The organism is Nostoc sp. CmiVER01 (assembly GCF_034531135.2).
In the GTDB taxonomy this organism is placed as follows: Bacteria; Cyanobacteriota; Cyanobacteriia; order Cyanobacteriales; family Nostocaceae; genus Nostoc.
The window spans coordinates 41,621-61,244 of sequence record NZ_JAVRBU020000004.1 but is presented as its reverse complement, the minus strand read 5'-3'; the positions used below and the strand labels follow the sequence as shown (position 1 = coordinate 61,244).

Here is a 19,624-nt window from a genome sequence, read left to right as displayed (position 1 = left end):
TAAAGTCACATCTGCAAAAGGTACGCGGAGCTACTGCGAATAATTAAGCAGTAGAACTAGGGGATAAAAAGCCTCTAGGATAACAAATCTGGAAATCATCGGTAGTAACTTCCACTGCAATTTGTCAGAGGTTCACCTCAATCAAATTGACCCACGTAACTATAAAGAACAAGAGGAAGCTTTCACTGCTGGAGCGTTATCTGTAGCAGCACTTTTAAATCACAAATTCTTGGAACCACGCTATCAATACAGCCGTGAATTAGACCCGATTGTAGGAGTTTCTTTTACAGGCTTATTTGATTTCTTTGTCCATGCTTTTGGTGTTGATTGGCTGCGCTGGTGGGAAGCCGGAAGACCTGCAACTCCACAAGGATTAGCTTTCAAGCGTGAGGAAGAAAAATATCTAAGTTCTTGGAGAGATATTGTACATCGGGTAGTTTGGGATTATTGCGATCGCTACAATTTCAAGCGTCCAAATCGTTGCACTACAGTTCAACCCAGTGGCACGAAGGCATTATTAACTAACGCTAGTTCAGGATGGCATCCCCCCAAAGCGCAAAGATTTATTCGCCGTATCACCTTTGGCAAAAATGACCCAGTAGCCTTAGCTTGTATTGACTACGGTTACAACGTCATTCCCTCGCAATCAGATAAAGATGAACAGGGCAATTTGCTCAACGATCCCTTTGATCCACGGGTGAGTGAATGGTTAGTAGAAATCCCTATTTCTGTATCTTGGGCTGATTTACCAGGTGCTGATGAAATTGATGTTTCTAAGTTTTCAGTCTTAGCCCAATTTGATTTTGTCCTCCAGGTTCAACGTTGGTATGTAACTCACAACACATCAGCAACTTTAGAACTTCGTTCTGATGAAATCGAACCTTTAGGACAGCGCATCTACGAAACTATCCAGAATGATGAAGGATATATTTCAGCCGCTCTTTTAGCTCGTTTTGATGATTTACAATCATTCCCACGTTTGCCATTTGAACCGATAGATAAAACAACTTACGATCGCTTAAATCAAGAGGTGAAAGCACGGCGCAAAACAGATGATTTCTGTGCAGTCTTAAGCCGCTACGATTTAGGCGAAATGTCAGAGGCTGGCCCTAGTGGTTGTGACTCTGATAAGTGTATGTTTCCCGATCAGCAACCAAGCTCATAAGGCGAAATGACTATCAATTTAGAGTAGAGCTATTTCGTTCTAAACCTAAACCGCCCAGAACTAAAGTTCCGGGCTAATAGCTTAAGTCCACTAAAGTGGACTAAAAGCCTTTCTTAGTCGTCTAAAGACGACTTTTGCTATTAGCCTCAGAATTTATTCTGAGGCGGGCTAGATGAGAATGAAATAGCCCTGTATATAATCTTTGGCAAAAGGAGTCCGCCAATGAAAGCTTACGAAATTCAAAGCAACGCTGGGATTGATGCCCTCGCATTAGTCGATCGCCCTGAACCAAAACCAACTGCGGGAAAAGTTCTCATTCAAGTCAAAGCAACATCCCTGAATTACCGCGATTTGCTCGTCGCTGAGGGTGCTTACGGCGCTGGACAGAAATATCCCTTAATTCCCCTATCTGACGGCGCAGGGGAAGTTGTGGCGGTGGGGGAGGGTGTGACACGCGTAAAAGTAGGCGATCGCGTCGCTGGTATTTTCTTCCAAGACTGGATTTATGGCTCTTTAACTAAAGAGAAAATGAAATCCGATTTAGGAGGCGGTATCAATGGAATGCTAGCTGAGTATGTCGTATTACACCAAGATGGTTTAGTAATATTACCTGACTACTTATCCTATATTGAAGGCGCAACTTTACCCTGTGCAGCAGTCACAGCTTGGCATGGACTGGTGACAAAAGGTAATATTCGCGCAGGTGATAGTATTTTATTACTTGGTACTGGAGGAGTTTCGATTTTTGCTCTCCAGTTCGCCAAGATACACGGTGCTAGAGCAATTATTACTTCCAGCAGTGATGAGAAATTGGCACGAGGTAAACAGCTTGGTGCTGACGAAATAATTAATTACAAAACAACACCAGATTGGGAAAAGCAAGTTTACCAATTGACTAATCGTACAGGTGTAGATCATGTAGTTGAGGTAGGCGGTGCAGGTACTCTGCCAAAATCACTACAAGCAATCCGTATTGGAGGACGTATTAGCTTGATTGGCGTATTATCAGGTAGAGGAAGTGAAATTGACCCCATGCCAATACTTTTTAAGAGCTTAACAGTTCAGGGCATTTATGTTGGTAGTCGGGAAATGTTTGAGGCGATGAATCAGGCGATGCAACAGCATCAAATCAAACCGATTATTGAGCGAGTGTTTCCTTTCACTGAAGCACGAGAGGCTTATCATTACCTCAAAAGCGCGGCTCACTTCGGTAAAATCGTAATTTGTAATTCATAATTCGTTCTTATGCTTTGCATGGGAATGTCTATCAGGAGCTTCATTAAAACGGACTATAACCTTTTCTCAGTCGTCTTTAAACTACTTTCGCTATTACACTCAGAATTCATTCTGAGGCGGGCTATTTTGCTATGCAATTTCTATTATTTTGCTCTCAACTTTTAGATAACTGATAGATGCTTTAGCAGTTTATACCAACTTTTTTGATATACATCAGAATTTATTTGCTACTGTAAATCTTTAAATTTAATTATGTTATATTATAAATATAAAAATCTAATTTTTTATTAAAATATTTTTGGGAAATACACCTTTTGACATATTTAGGATAAAATTCTTGATTTTTCTCCTTATGCCGCTAGTTGCCTTTTCTAGAAACGGCTATACTTAGGGGAATCCCAATGTCACTAAACAAAAATGCCTTTGAGCAACCAGCAAATCATTTGCTAGCAGCTTTGCCAGTCAGTGATTATGAGCGTCTTATTCCCCATCTAAAGCTAGTTACGCTTTCAAATCGGCAAGTACTTTACCAACCTGGCGAACCGATCATACAAGTCTATTTTCCTAATAAAGCAGTGGTTTCTATAATCACTACTATGGAAGATGGCTCGACTGTGGAAGCTGGTTTAGTAAGTAATGAAGGCATGGTGGGTATCCCGGTAATTTTAGGAGACGACACTACAATCACAACAGCATCTGTGCAGATTCCAGACAGTGCTATGCAAATGATGCGGATATACTCAGAAGCGAATTCAATCGGGGTACAGCCCTTAAAAGCTTGCTGCTGCGCTATGTGCAAAGTATGTACACTCAAATAGCACAAGGAGTTGCTTGCAACCGTCTTCATAAATTAGAGACGCGGCTAGCTCGGTGGCTGCTAACAGTTTCTGAACGTCTGGAATCAGACGAGTTTCCGCTTACCCAAGAATTTATCTCACAGATGCTGGGTGTACGTCGCCCTGGTGTCACCGAAGCAGCTAACATCCTCAGCCAAGCCGGAATCATCAGCTACCACCGTGGTCAGATTAACATCTTGAATCGAGAGGCTTTAGAAAAAACTTCCTGCGAATGTTATCAGATTATAGAAGATGAATATGTCCGTTTATTGGGTAATAAGTCCAAAAAACGGCCAAAATAATTTTTTTGAAACTGCTATGTACGAAACCGTACAGACTTTAGCAAGTGTGTTTATTTAATATTTTTGATATTATCCCCGTGTTTCTTTAGCGAATACACCTTTTGACATTAGGATCAGAACCTTATCCTTTCCTTGTGCCCTGAGTTGGCTTTTCTAAAGTCACTTACTTTAAGGAGAGTGACTTCTAATGTCATTAGATAAAAGCCTTTTTCAACAACCAGCAAATAAGCTGCTGGCAAGTTTGCCAGCGAGTGATTATGAAGGTCTTGTAGCCTATCTAAAGCTAGTTCCGCTCCCAATTGGGCAAATCCTTTACGAAGCAGCCGAACCTATCACACAGGTTTATTTTCCTCATAAAGCAATGGTTTCTATAGTTACCACTATGGAAGATGGCTCAACGGCGGAAGTTGGGATAGTAAGTAATGAAGGCATGGTGGGTATCCCAGTAATTTTAGGAGATAACATCACAACCACAACAGCCTTTGTGCAGATTTCGGGCACTGCTATGCAGATAAATGCAGATGTCCTGAGAGCCGAGTTCAATCGGGGCGGAGCTATTCAAAGCGTACTGCTGCGCTACGTGCAAGCTGTATACTCTGAACTGGCGCAAGGTGCTGCCTGTAACGGTCTCCATACAATAGAGGAACGGCTGGCTCGCTGGCTACTGACAGTCTCTGACCGTCTGGAATCAGAAAATTTTCCACTCACGCAAGAATTTATCTCCCAAATGCTGGGTGTACGTCGTTCCAGTGTGACAGTAGCGGCTAGCACCCTGAGCCGAGCCGGAATGATCACCTACCAACGTGGTCATATTAGGATTATGAACCGAAAGGATTTGGAAGCAACTTCCTGCGAATGTCATCAAGTCATACAAAAGGAATTTGCTCGGTTACTGGGCTTCAGCCCAGTAACCGAGCCGAATAATTTTTTTAAGTTATACGTGCGAAACCGGACAGACTGGCAAAACTAACTTGATTTAAAGTATTATGATCTAATTTCTCTTTTAATGTTGAAGTGAGCGAAAAGACTCTTAAGCCGCAAGTAAATAAATTACTCGCGGCTTTGCCAAGTAGTGATTATGAGCGCCTTGTTCCACACCTGAAGTTAGTTTCGTTTCCGACTCGGCAAGTCATTTACGAACCTGGAGAACCCATTACACAAGTCTATTTTCCCCAAAATGCAGTGATTTCTATAGTCACTACTATGAAAGATGGATCGACGGTGGAAGTTGGGATAGTGAGTAATGAAGGCATGGTGGGTATCCCAGTAATTTTAGGAGGCAACACAACAACCACAAAAGCGTTTGTCCAAATTGCAGGCGCTGGAATGCAAATGGATGCAGATGTCCTGAAAACTGAATTCAATCAGGGCGGAGCTATTCAAAAGCTGCTACTGCGCTATGTCCGAGCTATATATACCGAACTTACACAATCATGTGCCTGCAACCGTCTTCATACACTAGAAGAACGGCTGGCTCGTTGGCTTCTGACAGTATCTGACCGTTTGAGGTCAGAAGAATTTCCGTTGACGCAAGAATTTATCTCCCAAATGCTGGGTGTACGGCGCTCCGGTGTGACAGTAGCGGCTAGCAGCCTCAGCCGAGCCGGAATGATTCGCTATCAGCGTGGTCAAATTAACATCCTGAACCGAGAAGATTTAGAAGCAACTTCCTGCGAGTGTTATCGAGTCATCGAACAAGAATATGCTCGGTTGCTGGGGAATTAGCCAAGGCACGTAGGCGTAGCTCGTCGTAGACATCGCTAGTGGATAATTTTAACTTACTATGTCTGACACCGGACAGACGCTTGCAGTTAGTTCCATTAAGATTTAGTAAAGTATGGATCAAATAGCATTTACAAATACATGCTATTTGATGCATTGCATTTGCTACTCAACGTGTTCCAGCTACACGGCGGTGAAAATAATGTCTAATCAATCGATGTCTTTTGAAGGTCTGCGATTGCTCGTTGTGGATGATGACCCTGATACGAGAACTTTACTGACCTTTCTATTTGAAATAGATGGAGCAGAGATTATTACAGCTGCTTCGGCAAGTGATGCTTTAGAAATAATGTCATTTTTTAAACCAGACATACTAATTAGTGACATTTATTTACCTGATGAGAACGGCTGCTCACTGCTCACAAAGATCAGAAAATTGGAAGCAAAGCGAGGGAGAAAGATTCCATCTATTGCTTTGACGGCATCTGCTTTCGACGAAGACCGTAAGCGTGCATTATTAGCAGGTTATGATATATACCATTGTAAGCCGATAGATTTAGACGAATTAGCTTCTACGGTTGCTAGTTTAGCTAGACTCGAACAATACGCTTGACATATTTGGATGCATAAGGGAGAAGCTAGTAAGCAAGAAAGCTGTTACTAAATTTTATTTATTTTTGTAGGGATCTTTTAACTGATTTCAACGTGAATTCGACGGATTATTATAGTATCCGCTTAATTAGCTCAATTAAAAAGACCTCTCCCTGATTTTTCTATGCAAAATCGTCGCTCTCCGAGTCAAAGAGGGATAGCGTTAAACTTTAGTTCAAGGCAGTTAGAGATTTATTGAACTCACGTTAATTTTATTCTTTCTTAATTCCACTACCAGCAAAAACTTTTTGACAATACAGTGATATAAAATATACTAAGAGTATATACAGAGAAAACTGAAATAGTTCTCTGTATTTACTCATTTTTTCATATATTGGGGTGCATTATGGAATATCTTGCTTATTCTCAAATGTTTATTGCTCAACAAGAGGCATCTCGAAACACCAAATATAATTCGTCTAAATCTCAATTAGATAGCAAAAAACCTCTTACATCTTCTGACATAGTTATTACTAAAGAAGAGACATTCGGAATTACCAAAGCTAAATTTAATTGGAAAAAACTTCTTAAATCTTCAGCTTGGTTAGCTTTAGCTGGTGTTGGTGTATTACTTATTGCTGCTGCCCAAATTCAAATTAGTATGGCTGCTTATGTCAAGACTAACGGCAGTTGTTTGCGTATCCGTACAGGCCCAAGCACCAACTACTCATACGTGGATTGTGTACCAAATGGCGCAACACTTCCAGCCATTGAAAGGTATGAAAACGGTTTTGCTAGGCTTTCTACGGGTAGATATGTTTTTGCTCGATGGGTTGGTGATAGACCTAACAATACTCCTGTGACTAGACCTGGTGGTGTTGGCGGTTCGGTGATTCTTACTCCTGGTTCTAGAGGTCAGCTTGTAAGAGACGTTCAAACAGCTTTAGGTAATCTCAAAGTTGATGGAATTTACGGTCGAGAAACTGTTAACCGAGTCCGAAGCTTTCAGGCAAGTAAAGGTCTACTTGTAGATGGTACAGTGGGGCCCGAAACACGAGCAGCTTTGGGTATTTAACCAAAAATTACCCTTTGACAAAGAGGCAGGAGAGCAGGAAGCAAGGGGGATAGAACATTTCTTGATGGGGTCATTTCCCCAAGCTTTAAGCCCCCTTTAAGACAATAAGGTTCAGTTAAGGCTCAAATCCTTTGTAGAGACGTTGCAATGCAACGTCTCTACATACTTTTCTGTCGATTTTATGCACCCTGAAAAACAGAAATTTTGCATTTTGTTTAATCTAAGTTTTTAAGTTGAAGTTTCTGATGAAAGACCCAGGTAATTTTGTACAATCTGCAAAATGCGCTCTGCTGCATGACCATCCCCAAAGGGATTAATTGCATTTGCCATTGCTTCATAAGCATCTGGATCGCTAAGTAACTCAGCAGCATTTGCAAAGATGTTCTCACTTGTAGTGCCTACAAGTTTAGCTGTACCGGCTGCAACAGCTTCTGGTCTTTCGGTGGTATCTCTTAAAACTAATACTGGTTTTCCCAAGCTGGGGGCTTCTTCTTGCAAACCACCAGAGTCAGTGAGCAAAAGATGCGATCGCCCAATTGCACCCACCAATTCTCCATAATCGAGAGGATCTGTCAAGAAAATTCGGGGATGATTCCCTAAAAGTTCTTGTAACGGAACTCGTACTGTGGGATTGCGATGTAATGGTAGCAGCAAAGCAGTATCAGGAAACTTATCTAAGATTTGTAAAAAGCCTTGAGCGATCGCTAACAGAGGTTCTCCCCAATTTTCTCGACGGTGAACTGTTGCTAGCAGAACGCGGTATGAATCCCAGTCTAAGCCTGGTACATTACAAACTGCTTGGGTTGCAGCTACAGTCAACAGCGCATCAATTACCGTGTTACCCGTCATGTGAATTTCACCCAAAACACCAGAACGGTGCAAATTTTCCACAGCCCAAGGAGTCGGTGCAAAGTGTAACTGAGTTATTTGAGAAATCAACCGTCGATTAGCTTCTTCTGGGTAAGGATTGAAGATATCATCAGTTCTCAAACCTGCTTCTACATGACCAATAGGAATTTTTTGATAAAAAGCTGCCAAAGCTGCGGCAAAAGCCGTGGTAGTGTCTCCCTGCACCACCACTAAATCTGGTTTTTTCTCCTTAAATAATGCTTCTAACCCTTGTAAACTACGGCAGGTAATATCATTTAGAGATTGCTGAACCTGCATAATTTCCAAGTCATAATCTGCCTTAATATTGAACAGCTGCATAACTTGCTCAACCATCTCTCGATGCTGTCCAGTTAGAATTACTTGCGACTCAAAACTTGAAGACTTTTGGAAAACCTGAATCACAGGAGCTAGTTTAATTGCTTCTGGGCGAGTACCCAAAATAATGCAAACACGTTTTTTATTAGTCATTAGTCATTAGTCATCTCTCATTTGTCAATGGCTATAGTCAATGGTCTATGGTCAATAGTCAATAGTTAGCGCTCAATCATCACACAAACTATAAATACAAGTAAGTCAACGTAAATAATTATCGTTGGGATAAAGCAAGGGGAAAAGAATTTGAGCCTTGTTTACTTTTCTTCACACTGTTTGTTTTTATTGTGCTGACTTCCTTAAAAGGATAAATCACATAATAAGAATAAAAAAACCCGGCTTAATCGGGTAGATGCACTGTCTATCAAATTTATCTATAATAACCAGACCTTGTCACAAGTAAAATCACAAACAGCATGAAAAAACCCGGCTTAACCGGGCAGACGCACTGTTTGTCGTATTCACCTGTAATGACTACTTAATCTCACAAGTTAAAGGGCAAGCAGCGTAAACAGTAGCCTGCATTTGGTCTGCCTCTCCATGCAACCAGCTTAACCATTTAATTTCGCTAGGATGAACTCCTTTAACAGTTAGTACACCCGCAGCTAATACAACTGCCATGACATTAAACATTATTAAAGCGCCTGCAACAAGTAAAACCGCACTAACAGGCATTACAGATTGTAAGATGATCGACAACAGACATCCGACCGTAGCCATTAAGACAACTAGTGGAAAACCGACAACCAACAAACATACTGCTAATGTAAAAGTCCATATTAAAAAGCTTTTAATCATCAACAAGGAGTAGGTCTTTCCTAGATTAGAGCTTTGAGCAGAAACCATGACTTTTCCTCCCAAAAATACACAACGAATTTTAATTTTCAGTCATATTTCGTTTTTGACGAAATAAACTGATTTATCTCTCAGTGAAATTCAGTATATAAAAACTAATTGGGAAAATGAGCATTTATTTACTAAAGTTTACAGTTAATTTTTTGTAATTATGAATTAAAAATCAACGTTTATATCTATGTCAAACAACTTGTTTTATGCATCTGCCTTCAGATATATAAGCTAAATGGTACGAGCTTTTAACCTTGATCCCCAATATATTAGTCCTATTCTACTTAACATTTCTTATGAAAATTAGTATTGGTTCTCATAATTCATAGATGGGCTGAAAAAATGATCTGCTAGTGTTTGTGCTGTTAATTGCTGGCAATTTGTGTCCATGCGTGGGATAAATTTCTCATCTAAAAAGCTCAGAATATTTATATTTTACATTCAGTATTATTTATGACTAAATAATCTATGTATTATTCCTGAAGAAGTTTAAGTGCTTACGTGTGTTAAACCATGTTAAACAGGTTAAATAATTTATCTAAGTAATCTAACTAGTGGAATTATAGGAAAAAAAAGATACAAATTGAAGTGGATGAAATGGATTGAACATAGTTCTAGAGTTTCAATCCATTTCATCACCACTAAAGCTCGGGTGCAAGCACTCTCCAAAAGTCATCGAAGTAAGTGACTTGACTTCTCGTTAATTCAACTTTTTAACTGCCAAATGTGAAGATATATGACACAATCACAGCCTCCATCAAATTCTTCTGTAGCTGGACGTAACCTGCCACCAATGCCACCACCACCACCGCCAACCTCTAGTACCCAGAGGCAGATGACACAAACATTGGATATGTCAGATAGGAATAGCAATGCGCCTGTTGCAGGTCATCGTCCAGTTAGTCCACCACCAATACCTAATTCAGTTCCCCCTAAAAACAGCAGTTCCCAACTGACTTTAGCAAAGTTAATCAGAGAAGCTTTCGATCAGGGATATTCTGACATTCACTTGGGTGTAGGCGAAGTACCTCGCTTCCGCAGCCGAGGAGAAATTCAACCAACGGATTATCCAGAAACAGATAAAGAAGCTTTTATGAGTTGGTTACGGGAGGTGATGAGTGAAGGAGAAATTCAGCGCTTTGAAGAACACCTAGAATTTGACGGAGCAACTCAATATGACTTTGCTCGCGTGCGGATTAATGTTTTTGGCTCGCTTAAAGGGCCTGCAATGGTGTTGCGGTTGATTCCGCTAAAAATCTTGACTATGGAACAGTTAAGATTACCTCCAGTTTTTCGGGATATTTGCCATCATCACAAAGGTTTAATTTTAGTGACTGGGCCCACTGGTTCTGGTAAGTCCACCACAATGGCGGCGATGGTTGACTACATCAACAAGGAGATGTCCAAGCATATCATCACCATTGAAGACCCAATAGAATTTATCCATCAAAGCCGCAAGTCTTTAGTCAAACAACGGGAAGTGGGAATGCATACCCGGAAATTTGACAACGCTTTGAAAGCAGCTTTGCGGGAAGATCCAGATTTGATTCTGGTGGGGGAAATGCGGGATAAGGAAACAGTCAACACCGCCTTAAAAGCCGCTCAGACTGGTCACTTAGTTATGGGAACCCTGCACACCAATAGCGCCGTCAAAACCATTGAGCGGATTCTCAATCTTTACTCTGGTGATGAACAAGATGCAATGCGGGTGGCAATATCTGAGTCTTTGGTGGCAGTAATTGCCCAAGGTTTATGCCGCACAACTGACGGGAAACGGGCTGCTTTCCACGATGTGCTGATCAATACTGAAGCTATTAAAGAATGGATCAAAGATGGTAAGTATGATGAAATTGGCGAGTTGATGAAACAAGCTGGCTTTGACGGCATGATTACAATGAATCAGTCATTGCTCAATCTCTATCAAGACGGTCGCATCACTGAAGAGACTGCTTTAGAAATGTCACCAACTCCTAACGAAATGGCACAGTTTCTCAGAGGTCGAGTTTAAGATTGGGCATGGGGTATGGGAAAGAGAACTTGGGGACAAGGAGAATTGGGGATAAGGGGAAACACTTGTTGCAAGTTCTGATTTAAGTCGCCTTGTCCCATTGTCCCCTTGTCTCCCCTGCCCCTCTGCTTCCTCATCTCCTACTCCCCACTTTCAAATATCTTTGTCATCCTGGTTGCGGTTATAGCTAAGGTAAAAGGTAAAAGAGAGAATTTTTACTTTTAGCTTCTTAACCTCTGTGAATAATTTAACGACAAACAAACTATCTACACCCCAGTTGTTTAAAGGCATTGCCCTATTTACACCTGGAGGAGATTTAATTTACTGCATCGACCCTAGCAAGCAAGGTAGATGGCATTTGCATTTGTGTTCGGCTTTGCAAGAAATCCTAGATTTACCAGAGCCACCGCACTTTTTAGTGCCTTGCTATACTGCAACTATCGATCACTGGTTAGATGCACGTACTCAAGAAGTGCGTACTTTTGCTGAAGCTTATCCGGCTGTAATTAGACATCAAGCTTTGCTTAATGCCATTTTCGCCACAGGGGAGTTAGTATGGCAAGCAGCTCCTTGGCAAGAGGGGTTGTGCGATCGCATGGTATTAACAAGTTATCGTTCCTCATTCCCGCAGCTTTGGGAGGATCACGATTTAATTGTTCGTTTAGACCTTTCTGAACCTGTGCCAAAATACCATCAACCAGTGATAGTACAAAAAAAGGAAGCCATCACACAAGGCTATGTTCTGCGATTGTTTGTTGCTGGACATAGCAGTACCACCGAACGCATTCTACAAAATTTACACGAATTGTTGGAGCGATCGCTGGGACATCCTTATACTTTGAAGGTGATTGATGTTTTAACTCATCCAGAACAAGCAGAACTTAATCAGGTTTCTGCAACTCCTACCCTTGTCAAAGTTTGGCCACACCCAATTCGGCGCATCGTTGGAGAGTTGGATCATGTAGAAAAGATTTTACAGATGTTAGCTGCTAAGGAAAAATTTTAGATTTTATCACGAATTAAAGATTGAAAGTGAAACGCAGAGATTTAATAGCTGACAATTATTTTCGCTAGAAATCAAAGAAAGTCTGTACTAAGCTTATGGATAATCAACTGCTTTGCAATTAGACTAGTTTTATTGCCCAGTGCGCGAATAGGTAGGTGTTGGTGAAGAAGTGACTACAAAAATGGCTGAATTGCTTTATATGGGAGGACTTGACGGCTGTAGAATCTTTAAACCATCCGCGCACCTTATTTGGACTGGCTTTCAGCTATTTTCGTTTAACACAATTGCCATTCCTCATGTTATGATTTTCCTATCCGCGCTATTGAACCTTGAAAACCAAATAACACAAGACTTTCAAACGCCAGCATTGCAATCAACTAAAATCCCTATTAGGGATTGAAACAAAATGGCATTAACGCCTAAATTACTTTCGTATACATTGCAATCAACTAAAATCCCTATTAGGGATTGAAACATTCAGAATCAGCCATATTCCTGTAGATGATTCATATTGCAATCAACTAAAATCCCTATTAGGGATTGAAACTTGCCTACTACGTACTCAGCTTGGTGAGAGTCGAACCCATTGCAATCAACTAAAATCCCTATTAGGGATTGAAACTGCTCCAATCCCAGGCGCGACACAAAGCTCTGACCAAATTGCAATCAACTAAAATCCCTATTAGGGATTGAAACTCTTCAACTACGGCGGGTAATTTTTCTTCCCAGAATTGCAATCAACTAAAATCCCTATTAGGGATTGAAACCTTAAGTGTAATGGTATTGAATTGGGTGTTGAGTATCATTGCAATCAACTAAAATCCCTATTAGGGATTGAAACCAATCTAAATTAGATGAGATATTGCCTAACCATAGATTGCAATCAACTAAAATCCCTATTAGGGATTGAAACGAAACAACAACGCGGAACCCGCACCACTACGATATTGCAATCAACTAAAATCCCTATTAGGGATTGAAACAATGCTGCTAGCGGCAAAATAACAGAAGGTCAATTGCAATCAACTAAAATCCCTATTAGGGATTGAAACAACACAATCAGAAATAATCCCCTTGTTGGATGAAATTGCAATCAACTAAAATCCCTATTAGGGATTGAAACGCGGAATTTCAACGCTGTACCAGATACCGTTATGATTGCAATCAACTAAAATCCCTATTAGGGATTGAAACTTACATTAGAGCATCCTTTGCTTGTATGGAAAGACAAATTGCAATCAACTAAAATCCCTATTAGGGATTGAAACCCGTTGACTCAATATTAAGTCAATTAACGATGCATTGCAATCAACTAAAATCCCTATTAGGGATTGAAACGCAAAAAGTACTTTGTATATACGGCTAACGATGGATTGCAATCAACTAAAATCCCTATTAGGGATTGAAACAATCTGTATACAGACTATATACAAACTCAAGAAGATTGCAATCAACTAAAATCCCTATTAGGGATTGAAACGAGCGATCGCACTTTCAACCACTTGAATATCATCAATTGCAATCAACTAAAATCCCTATTAGGGATTGAAACGATTAACAGCTAATTTAAACTCCCCTCCAATAGATTGCAATCAACTAAAATCCCTATTAGGGATTGAAACTTATAGAGGAGCTACATTGATGTTCAAAAAAGCTTATTGCAATCAACTAAAATCCCTATTAGGGATTGAAACCTTACTCCCTATGGATGGGTAGGGATGGGATATATAAAGATTGCAATCAACTAAAATCCCTATTAGGGATTGAAACCTTCAAAGCGGATTGCATTATCATTAATTTCGTAATTGCAATCAACTAAAATCCCTATTAGGGATTGAAACACTATACCTACTGGCTCTCCTACTAAATCTGAATTGCAATCAACTAAAATCCCTATTAGGGATTGAAACCTATCTGATCATCTTGAATATTCAATTTTTTAAGATTGCAATCAACTAAAATCCCTATTAGGGATTGAAACACTTTAACTTCACTTGTAAATTAAATTTAACTATATATTGCAATCAACTAAAATCCCTATTAGGGATTGAAACAAGCTAATGAAGTCAGGTGCTATTAAAAAGTACAATTGCAATCAACTAAAATCCCTATTAGGGATTGAAACCTTGCGGTGGAATGGGTTGCGCTGGTCAATTCTGGCAAATTGCAATCAACTAAAATCCCTATTAGGGATTGAAACAGTGATTGTATCTTTATCTGTGGTGGATAAAGTTCTTATTGCAATCAACTAAAATCCCTATTAGGGATTGAAACTTAAACTATCTGCTAATCTCTGCTTATCTTTGGATTGCAATCAACTAAAATCCCTATTAGGGATTGAAACTTGTAAGCAGTGGCAATGTCGCTAGCGCTACTAATTGCAATCAACTAAAATCCCTATTAGGGATTGAAACCAGTACCTAATCTAAACGCCCAAGGAATATTGGGATTACATTGCAATCAACTAAAATCCCTATTAGGGATTGAAACAAATACTTTGAATTTACCCATTTTTTCCTTTGCATTGCAATCAACTAAAATCCCTATTAGGGATTGAAACTTATTAATCCTTAGTTAGTCGCAACTAATCTTTGTATTGCAATCAACTAAAATCCCTATTAGGGATTGAAACTGTCTGGGTAAAGGGGGAGAGAGTTTTAATGGCAATTGCAATCAACTAAAATCCCTATTAGGGATTGAAACTAAATCTAATCACCCTGCAATGATGAATGCGCTGATTGCAATCAACTAAAATCCCTATTAGGGATTGAAACTACCTGGAAAGCGATAACGGCATTCTCTTTTATAAAGTGCCTGATTGCAATCAACTAAAATCCCTATTAGGGATTGAAACAAATCTTGATACTCAATCGGAATACTCATCTTGAATTGCAATCAACTAAAATCCCTATTAGGGATTGAAACATCCATTGTATTTACTGTATTTACTCCCCAGATGTGTGTATGATTGCAATCAACTAAAATCCCTATTAGGGATTGAAACTTGCCTAGTCCAGTGTTGGCCCATAGGCAAAACTATTGCAATCAACTAAAATCCCTATTAGGGATTGAAACAAGCGGATGAAGTAGTAGATATTGGGGATGGGTCGCATTGCAATCAACTAAAATCCCTATTAGGGATTGAAACAAAAAGGCAGCAGAAGCTATAGCAAGTTACACAGGCACTATAAAGCCGATTGCAATCAACTAAAATCCCTATTAGGGATTGAAACAAAAAGGCAGCTAAGGCATGAGTTTAAGCATAATGGATTGCAATCAACTAAAATCCCTATTAGGGATTGAAACCAGTATCAGTACGGGTTCGATATTCTAAATCCATATATTGCAATCAACTAAAATCCCTATTAGGGATTGAAACAGAATTATTACTTGCTATCAAGTTAAACACTTCTTCATTGCAATCAACTAAAATCCCTATTAGGGATTGAAACCAGTCAGCAGACATAAAGCAATCCCCTGATGCTAATCATTGCAATCAACTAAAATCCCTATTAGGGATTGAAACTAATGAAACTATCTTTATGGCATTGCAAAATATTGTATTGCAATCAACTAAAATCCCTATTAGGGATTGAAACGCAGACTGGCAAAATAGGCAAGCTGCTACTATCAAGATTGCAATCAACTAAAATCCCTATTAGGGATTGAAACCATCGGATCGCAGAAAGCACGGCTGATCCAAATAAATTGCAATCAACTAAAATCCCTATTAGGGATTGAAACCGTTCCCACCAACTCGATAATTATCGTAGGCAATGATTGCAATCAACTAAAATCCCTATTAGGGATTGAAACTTGACCGCAGATATCGTTAATAACATCGAAACACTGACATTGCAATCAACTAAAATCCCTATTAGGGATTGAAACTGGTAGGAAGCTTCTTGATGAGTTTATCTACATCGATTGCAATCAACTAAAATCCCTATTAGGGATTGAAACCTCACAAAATTGAGCAATACCCAATTGATAAATTGCAATCAACTAAAATCCCTATTAGGGATTGAAACTCCAATCAGATATTTTCTCGCCCCCCGAATCAGGATTGCAATCAACTAAAATCCCTATTAGGGATTGAAACATTATTAAATAATTCTAATATGCCTTTGACAAGCATATTGCAATCAACTAAAATCCCTATTAGGGATTGAAACGAGATTCCTAAGGTGCGATCGCAACTTCAATCAAAATTGCAATCAACTAAAATCCCTATTAGGGATTGAAACAAAGCCCAATTATATATTAATATCTCAGCTACATCATTGCAATCAACTAAAATCCCTATTAGGGATTGAAACAATAGAAATACAACGCAAGAGGCGTAAACCTATGAAAATTGCAATCAACTAAAATCCCTATTAGGGATTGAAACGTTGCCACCATAACCCTTGATGAAGACCTGACTCAATTGCAATCAACTAAAATCCCTATTAGGGATTGAAACCAACGAATTGCCAAAAAACAGCACACTTGCTGTGAATTGCAATCAACTAAAATCCCTATTAGGGATTGAAACCTGCGCTCACGGAGTACGACGATGACAGCGAGGAGATTGCAATCAACTAAAATCCCTATTAGGGATTGAAACCTCCATTCCTTTCCGAATCCGAATTTGATTGTAAATATTGCAATCAACTAAAATCCCTATTAGGGATTGAAACCCCCTGATTGCGGCAACCAATAAAGATGGCAGATTGCAATCAACTAAAATCCCTATTAGGGATTGAAACATTTGGAAGATGCGATTTCAGGATAAAGGATGGAAATTGCAATCAACTAAAATCCCTATTAGGGATTGAAACAGCTAAGACCTCTTTAACCAAGTTCTGATGCACAATTGCAATCAACTAAAATCCCTATTAGGGATTGAAACAACCTAACCTGTCAACCGAGGCTGTGGGACTGGATATTGCAATCAACTAAAATCCCTATTAGGGATTGAAACTAACTCATTACCTACAAAGTAGGTAGTCGCTAATATTGCAATCAACTAAAATCCCTATTAGGGATTGAAACAGCTATCTGTAGATGGGCTGGAAACTTCAGGCTTATTGCAATCAACTAAAATCCCTATTAGGGATTGAAACAGGTAATGCGTTGGCGAAAGCCTTGTCGTAGACATATTGCAATCAACTAAAATCCCTATTAGGGATTGAAACACCCGACCAACTTCGCCAACCCGCATCCCACTGTAAAAATTGCAATCAACTAAAATCCCTATTAGGGATTGAAACAGTTGAGAGCAGCCGCGATGTCTACGACAAGGCTTTCATTGCAATCAACTAAAATCCCTATTAGGGATTGAAACTTTTACTTCCTGCCAAACAAAATAAGGGATGTATCCTAAATTGCAATCAACTAAAATCCCTATTAGGGATTGAAACTTCAAGCCAATCACTGAACTTATCAATAAATTCATAAGTCTCTGATTGCAATCAACTAAAATCCCTATTAGGGATTGAAACTTAGCTTGAGCAAAGCTTTCACTCCCATTAATCGGAATTGCAATCAACTAAAATCCCTATTAGGGATTGAAACAGATATCAAAACCATCACTGCTCTGTGCAAGAAAAATTGCAATCAACTAAAATCCCTATTAGGGATTGAAACTAAGAATTTCATGACGGCGAGAAACGCAACTCTATTATTGCAATCAACTAAAATCCCTATTAGGGATTGAAACTTGATAATGAATATTTTTACCATCCATTTCCTGATTTGCAATCAACTAAAATCCCTATCAGGGATTGTAAAACTGAGGTTTGGCACGACGCTAGTACGAAATATGGCATTTATAAATTGCATTATGGCAATTTTGTTAAATTATAAAATCTGTCAGAACGCATCTGAGTTCCATTTCGCCAAACTTCCACTTTTTCAGGGCTGACTAAATAATAAAAACTGCCATTGTCTGCTCGATATCTGCCTTCGCCAATATTTAAAGCCGCGATTTTTATAGGCTTGTTTGGGTCTTGTTTCAACTGTCCAATATAAAATAACTGACCATTTTCTTCACAGACTTTTACCCGAATACTTGCAGTCTCACCCTCAATAATGGTAACTCCATTGCATTTAGTATCAGTGCTAGCAGGTGCAAAACCTATTGAAATTGGCTGTGAAAGTGAAATTTGCTTTGCTCCTGGGGGTGTCGAGACTGGGTGGTTCTGGTTATCCACTTGCTGAACTTTAGAAGCAGAAGCAACACTTGCAGTTAAGGATGTTAACAGACGAAGGGGGTCAACCGCTATTCGACCATTTGGATGAACTTCAAAGTGCAGATGAGGCGCTGTACTATTGCCTGTAGATCCCATTTCAGCAATAATTTGACCTTGAATGACCTGTTGATCTTTGCTCACCAACAAACGGCGATTGTGACCATAAACAGTAGTACTGCCGTCAAGATGTTTAATAGTTATAGCATTGCCTAATCCCCAATTATCCCAACCTGCTTTGATGACTGTACCAGATGCAGCAGCAACAATAGGAGTTCCAGATGTCCCTGCAATATCAATCCCTTCATGTTGATATTTGCGGAAGCCTTGAGAAATAAATCCTTGAGTTGGCCAGATTAAGTTAGAAGCAGGGATGGGAGTTTGCCCAACTGGGGAATCATCCGCTAGCTGTGTTAGGGCAAGTGTACTTGTACTTAGTACGGCGGTTAAGGATATTAACCCAATTAATCCATAAGTGCGGTATCGATAAACGGTAACTTTTTTCATAAATTGGAAGTTTATTCAAACAATAATTCAGATAGTTTCTGATTATTTGCTCTTTCAAGCTGACTCGGTAAATATCAGGAAATTTAGCAGATACATATATAACCCAAGACCCTGGACAAACACCTTGGTCTTACAAGTGTAATCTTTTCACCGTATGTCAGCCACCGACGCATCGAACGGTGGCATACGTTTGTTGTGATTCTTCCCTTCTGGCTCAGGACTTAGTGTAGTTATCGATTACTTTGGCTAAGTCTGGCACTGCTTCTTCTACGTGCTTTTTGGCTGAACCGCGAAGTTTTTCATAGGTTCCTCGCACGATTTGGCGCTTGGCGTTCTTGACTCTAGCATCGGTAACACCAAGTAGCGCGTCTGCCGTTTGCGAACGATTCGCATTCAGGTATTCAATTGGATTGCCTTTCTGTACGCCTTCACTCCAAATTGGATCAAGTGCTATGAAGCATTGTGGCAGGATCTGCTCAACGACGTAGGGGATATACCCTGGTTTGATCCCCTTCAGGGCGGCGAAGGCAGTTTTTAAAGCGATGCCGCTCATGCCTGACTTAGATGCAAGCTGTCCCTCTATCATGTTGCAACAGTCATCTATGACCATAGCCTTTTTGGTCGGGTTTGAAAGTCCGTCGTTAAGTCCCATTTCACTTTTCCTTATCTAAGTACTTAATTTCTATTCGACTAATTTTTTTAGCAAGCAGGAAATTACAGAAAATGGTATCAGAGTTAGAGGATGTTATGAACATAACGAATATAGCCCTTTTGTAGGAGGCAATAGAAATCCATTGGTGTCAAAAGTTAGCATTGGCTATCGTTCTTTAGTTG

13 protein-coding genes, 1 pseudogene and 1 CRISPR repeat array are annotated in these 19,624 nt (G+C 39.7%); of the genes and pseudogenes, 10 read left to right on the top strand and 4 right to left on the bottom strand.

The annotated features are described in order from the left end of the window. Positions 1-91 precede the first annotated feature (91 nt). From nrdJ to RMZ43_RS07310, 8 genes and pseudogenes are all read left to right on the top strand, one after another. Positions 92-1,165, top strand: a pseudogene (gene nrdJ / locus RMZ43_RS07345) (ribonucleoside-triphosphate reductase, adenosylcobalamin-dependent); the annotation flags it as partial. Between the two features lie 222 nt (positions 1,166-1,387). Next, a complete protein-coding gene (locus RMZ43_RS07340; protein ID WP_322652673.1) occupies positions 1,388-2,401 on the top strand; it encodes a zinc-dependent alcohol dehydrogenase family protein in 1,014 nt (337 codons plus the stop codon). Positions 2,402-2,802: 401 nt separating this feature from the next. Beyond that, entirely contained in the window at positions 2,803-3,219 is a 417-nt protein-coding gene (locus tag RMZ43_RS07335) for a Crp/Fnr family transcriptional regulator (RefSeq protein ID WP_416212419.1), read from the top strand. Beyond that, a complete protein-coding gene (locus RMZ43_RS07330) occupies positions 3,204-3,539 on the top strand; it encodes a Crp/Fnr family transcriptional regulator (RefSeq protein ID WP_416212420.1) in 336 nt (111 codons plus the stop codon). The genes RMZ43_RS07335 and RMZ43_RS07330 overlap by 16 nt, the downstream gene beginning before the upstream one ends. Positions 3,540-3,726: 187 nt before the next feature. Next, positions 3,727-4,509 (top strand): Crp/Fnr family transcriptional regulator, encoded by a 783-nt coding sequence (locus RMZ43_RS07325; RefSeq protein ID WP_322652674.1) that lies wholly within the window; start codon positions 3,727-3,729, stop codon positions 4,507-4,509. A gap of 44 nt (positions 4,510-4,553) precedes the next feature. Beyond that, positions 4,554-5,264 carry a Crp/Fnr family transcriptional regulator gene (locus RMZ43_RS07320; protein WP_322652675.1) on the top strand — a complete coding sequence of 237 codons (711 nt, stop codon included), beginning with the start codon at positions 4,554-4,556 and terminating at the stop codon, positions 5,262-5,264. Between the two features lie 199 nt (positions 5,265-5,463). Continuing rightward, a complete protein-coding gene (locus RMZ43_RS07315; protein ID WP_322648943.1) occupies positions 5,464-5,874 on the top strand; it encodes a response regulator in 411 nt (136 codons plus the stop codon). Between the two features lie 384 nt (positions 5,875-6,258). Then, on the top strand, positions 6,259-6,927 hold the full coding sequence (locus RMZ43_RS07310) for a peptidoglycan-binding protein (protein WP_322652676.1): 669 nt from the start codon (positions 6,259-6,261) through the stop codon (positions 6,925-6,927). Between the two features lie 228 nt (positions 6,928-7,155). Here RMZ43_RS07310 and wecB read toward each other — a convergent pair whose 3' ends face one another. Further along, positions 7,156-8,286, bottom strand: coding sequence for a non-hydrolyzing UDP-N-acetylglucosamine 2-epimerase (wecB, locus tag RMZ43_RS07305; RefSeq protein ID WP_322652677.1), 1,131 nt, complete (start codon positions 8,284-8,286; stop codon positions 7,156-7,158). Positions 8,287-8,664: 378 nt separating this feature from the next. Beyond that, positions 8,665-9,036 (bottom strand): hypothetical protein, encoded by a 372-nt coding sequence (locus tag RMZ43_RS07300; RefSeq protein ID WP_322648946.1) that lies wholly within the window; start codon positions 9,034-9,036, stop codon positions 8,665-8,667. 736 nt (positions 9,037-9,772) lie between these two features. Between RMZ43_RS07300 and RMZ43_RS07295 the strand changes: the two genes are divergently transcribed. Both RMZ43_RS07295 and RMZ43_RS07290 read left to right on the top strand, forming a co-directional pair. After that, complete coding sequence (locus tag RMZ43_RS07295) at positions 9,773-11,044, top strand: type IV pilus twitching motility protein PilT (protein ID WP_322652678.1); 1,272 nt, start codon at positions 9,773-9,775, stop codon at positions 11,042-11,044. A gap of 238 nt (positions 11,045-11,282) precedes the next feature. Continuing rightward, positions 11,283-12,050, top strand: coding sequence for a circadian clock KaiB family protein (locus RMZ43_RS07290; RefSeq protein WP_322652679.1), 768 nt, complete (start codon positions 11,283-11,285; stop codon positions 12,048-12,050). Between the two features lie 366 nt (positions 12,051-12,416). Then, a CRISPR array of direct repeats spans positions 12,417-17,825; the repeat unit is 37 nt; unit sequence ATTGCAATCAACTAAAATCCCTATTAGGGATTGAAAC. Positions 17,826-17,875: 50 nt separating this feature from the next. Here the strand turns inward: RMZ43_RS07290 and RMZ43_RS07285 are convergent. Further along, positions 17,876-18,790 carry a M23 family metallopeptidase gene (locus tag RMZ43_RS07285; RefSeq protein ID WP_322655318.1) on the bottom strand — a complete coding sequence of 305 codons (915 nt, stop codon included), beginning with the start codon at positions 18,788-18,790 and terminating at the stop codon, positions 17,876-17,878. Positions 18,791-19,004: 214 nt separating this feature from the next. Continuing rightward, the gene (locus tag RMZ43_RS07280; protein WP_322648950.1) at positions 19,005-19,442 is read right to left on the bottom strand and encodes a DUF6918 family protein; all 438 of its coding nucleotides are present in this window, start codon (positions 19,440-19,442) and stop codon (positions 19,005-19,007) included. Between the last annotated feature and the right edge of the window lie 182 nt (positions 19,443-19,624).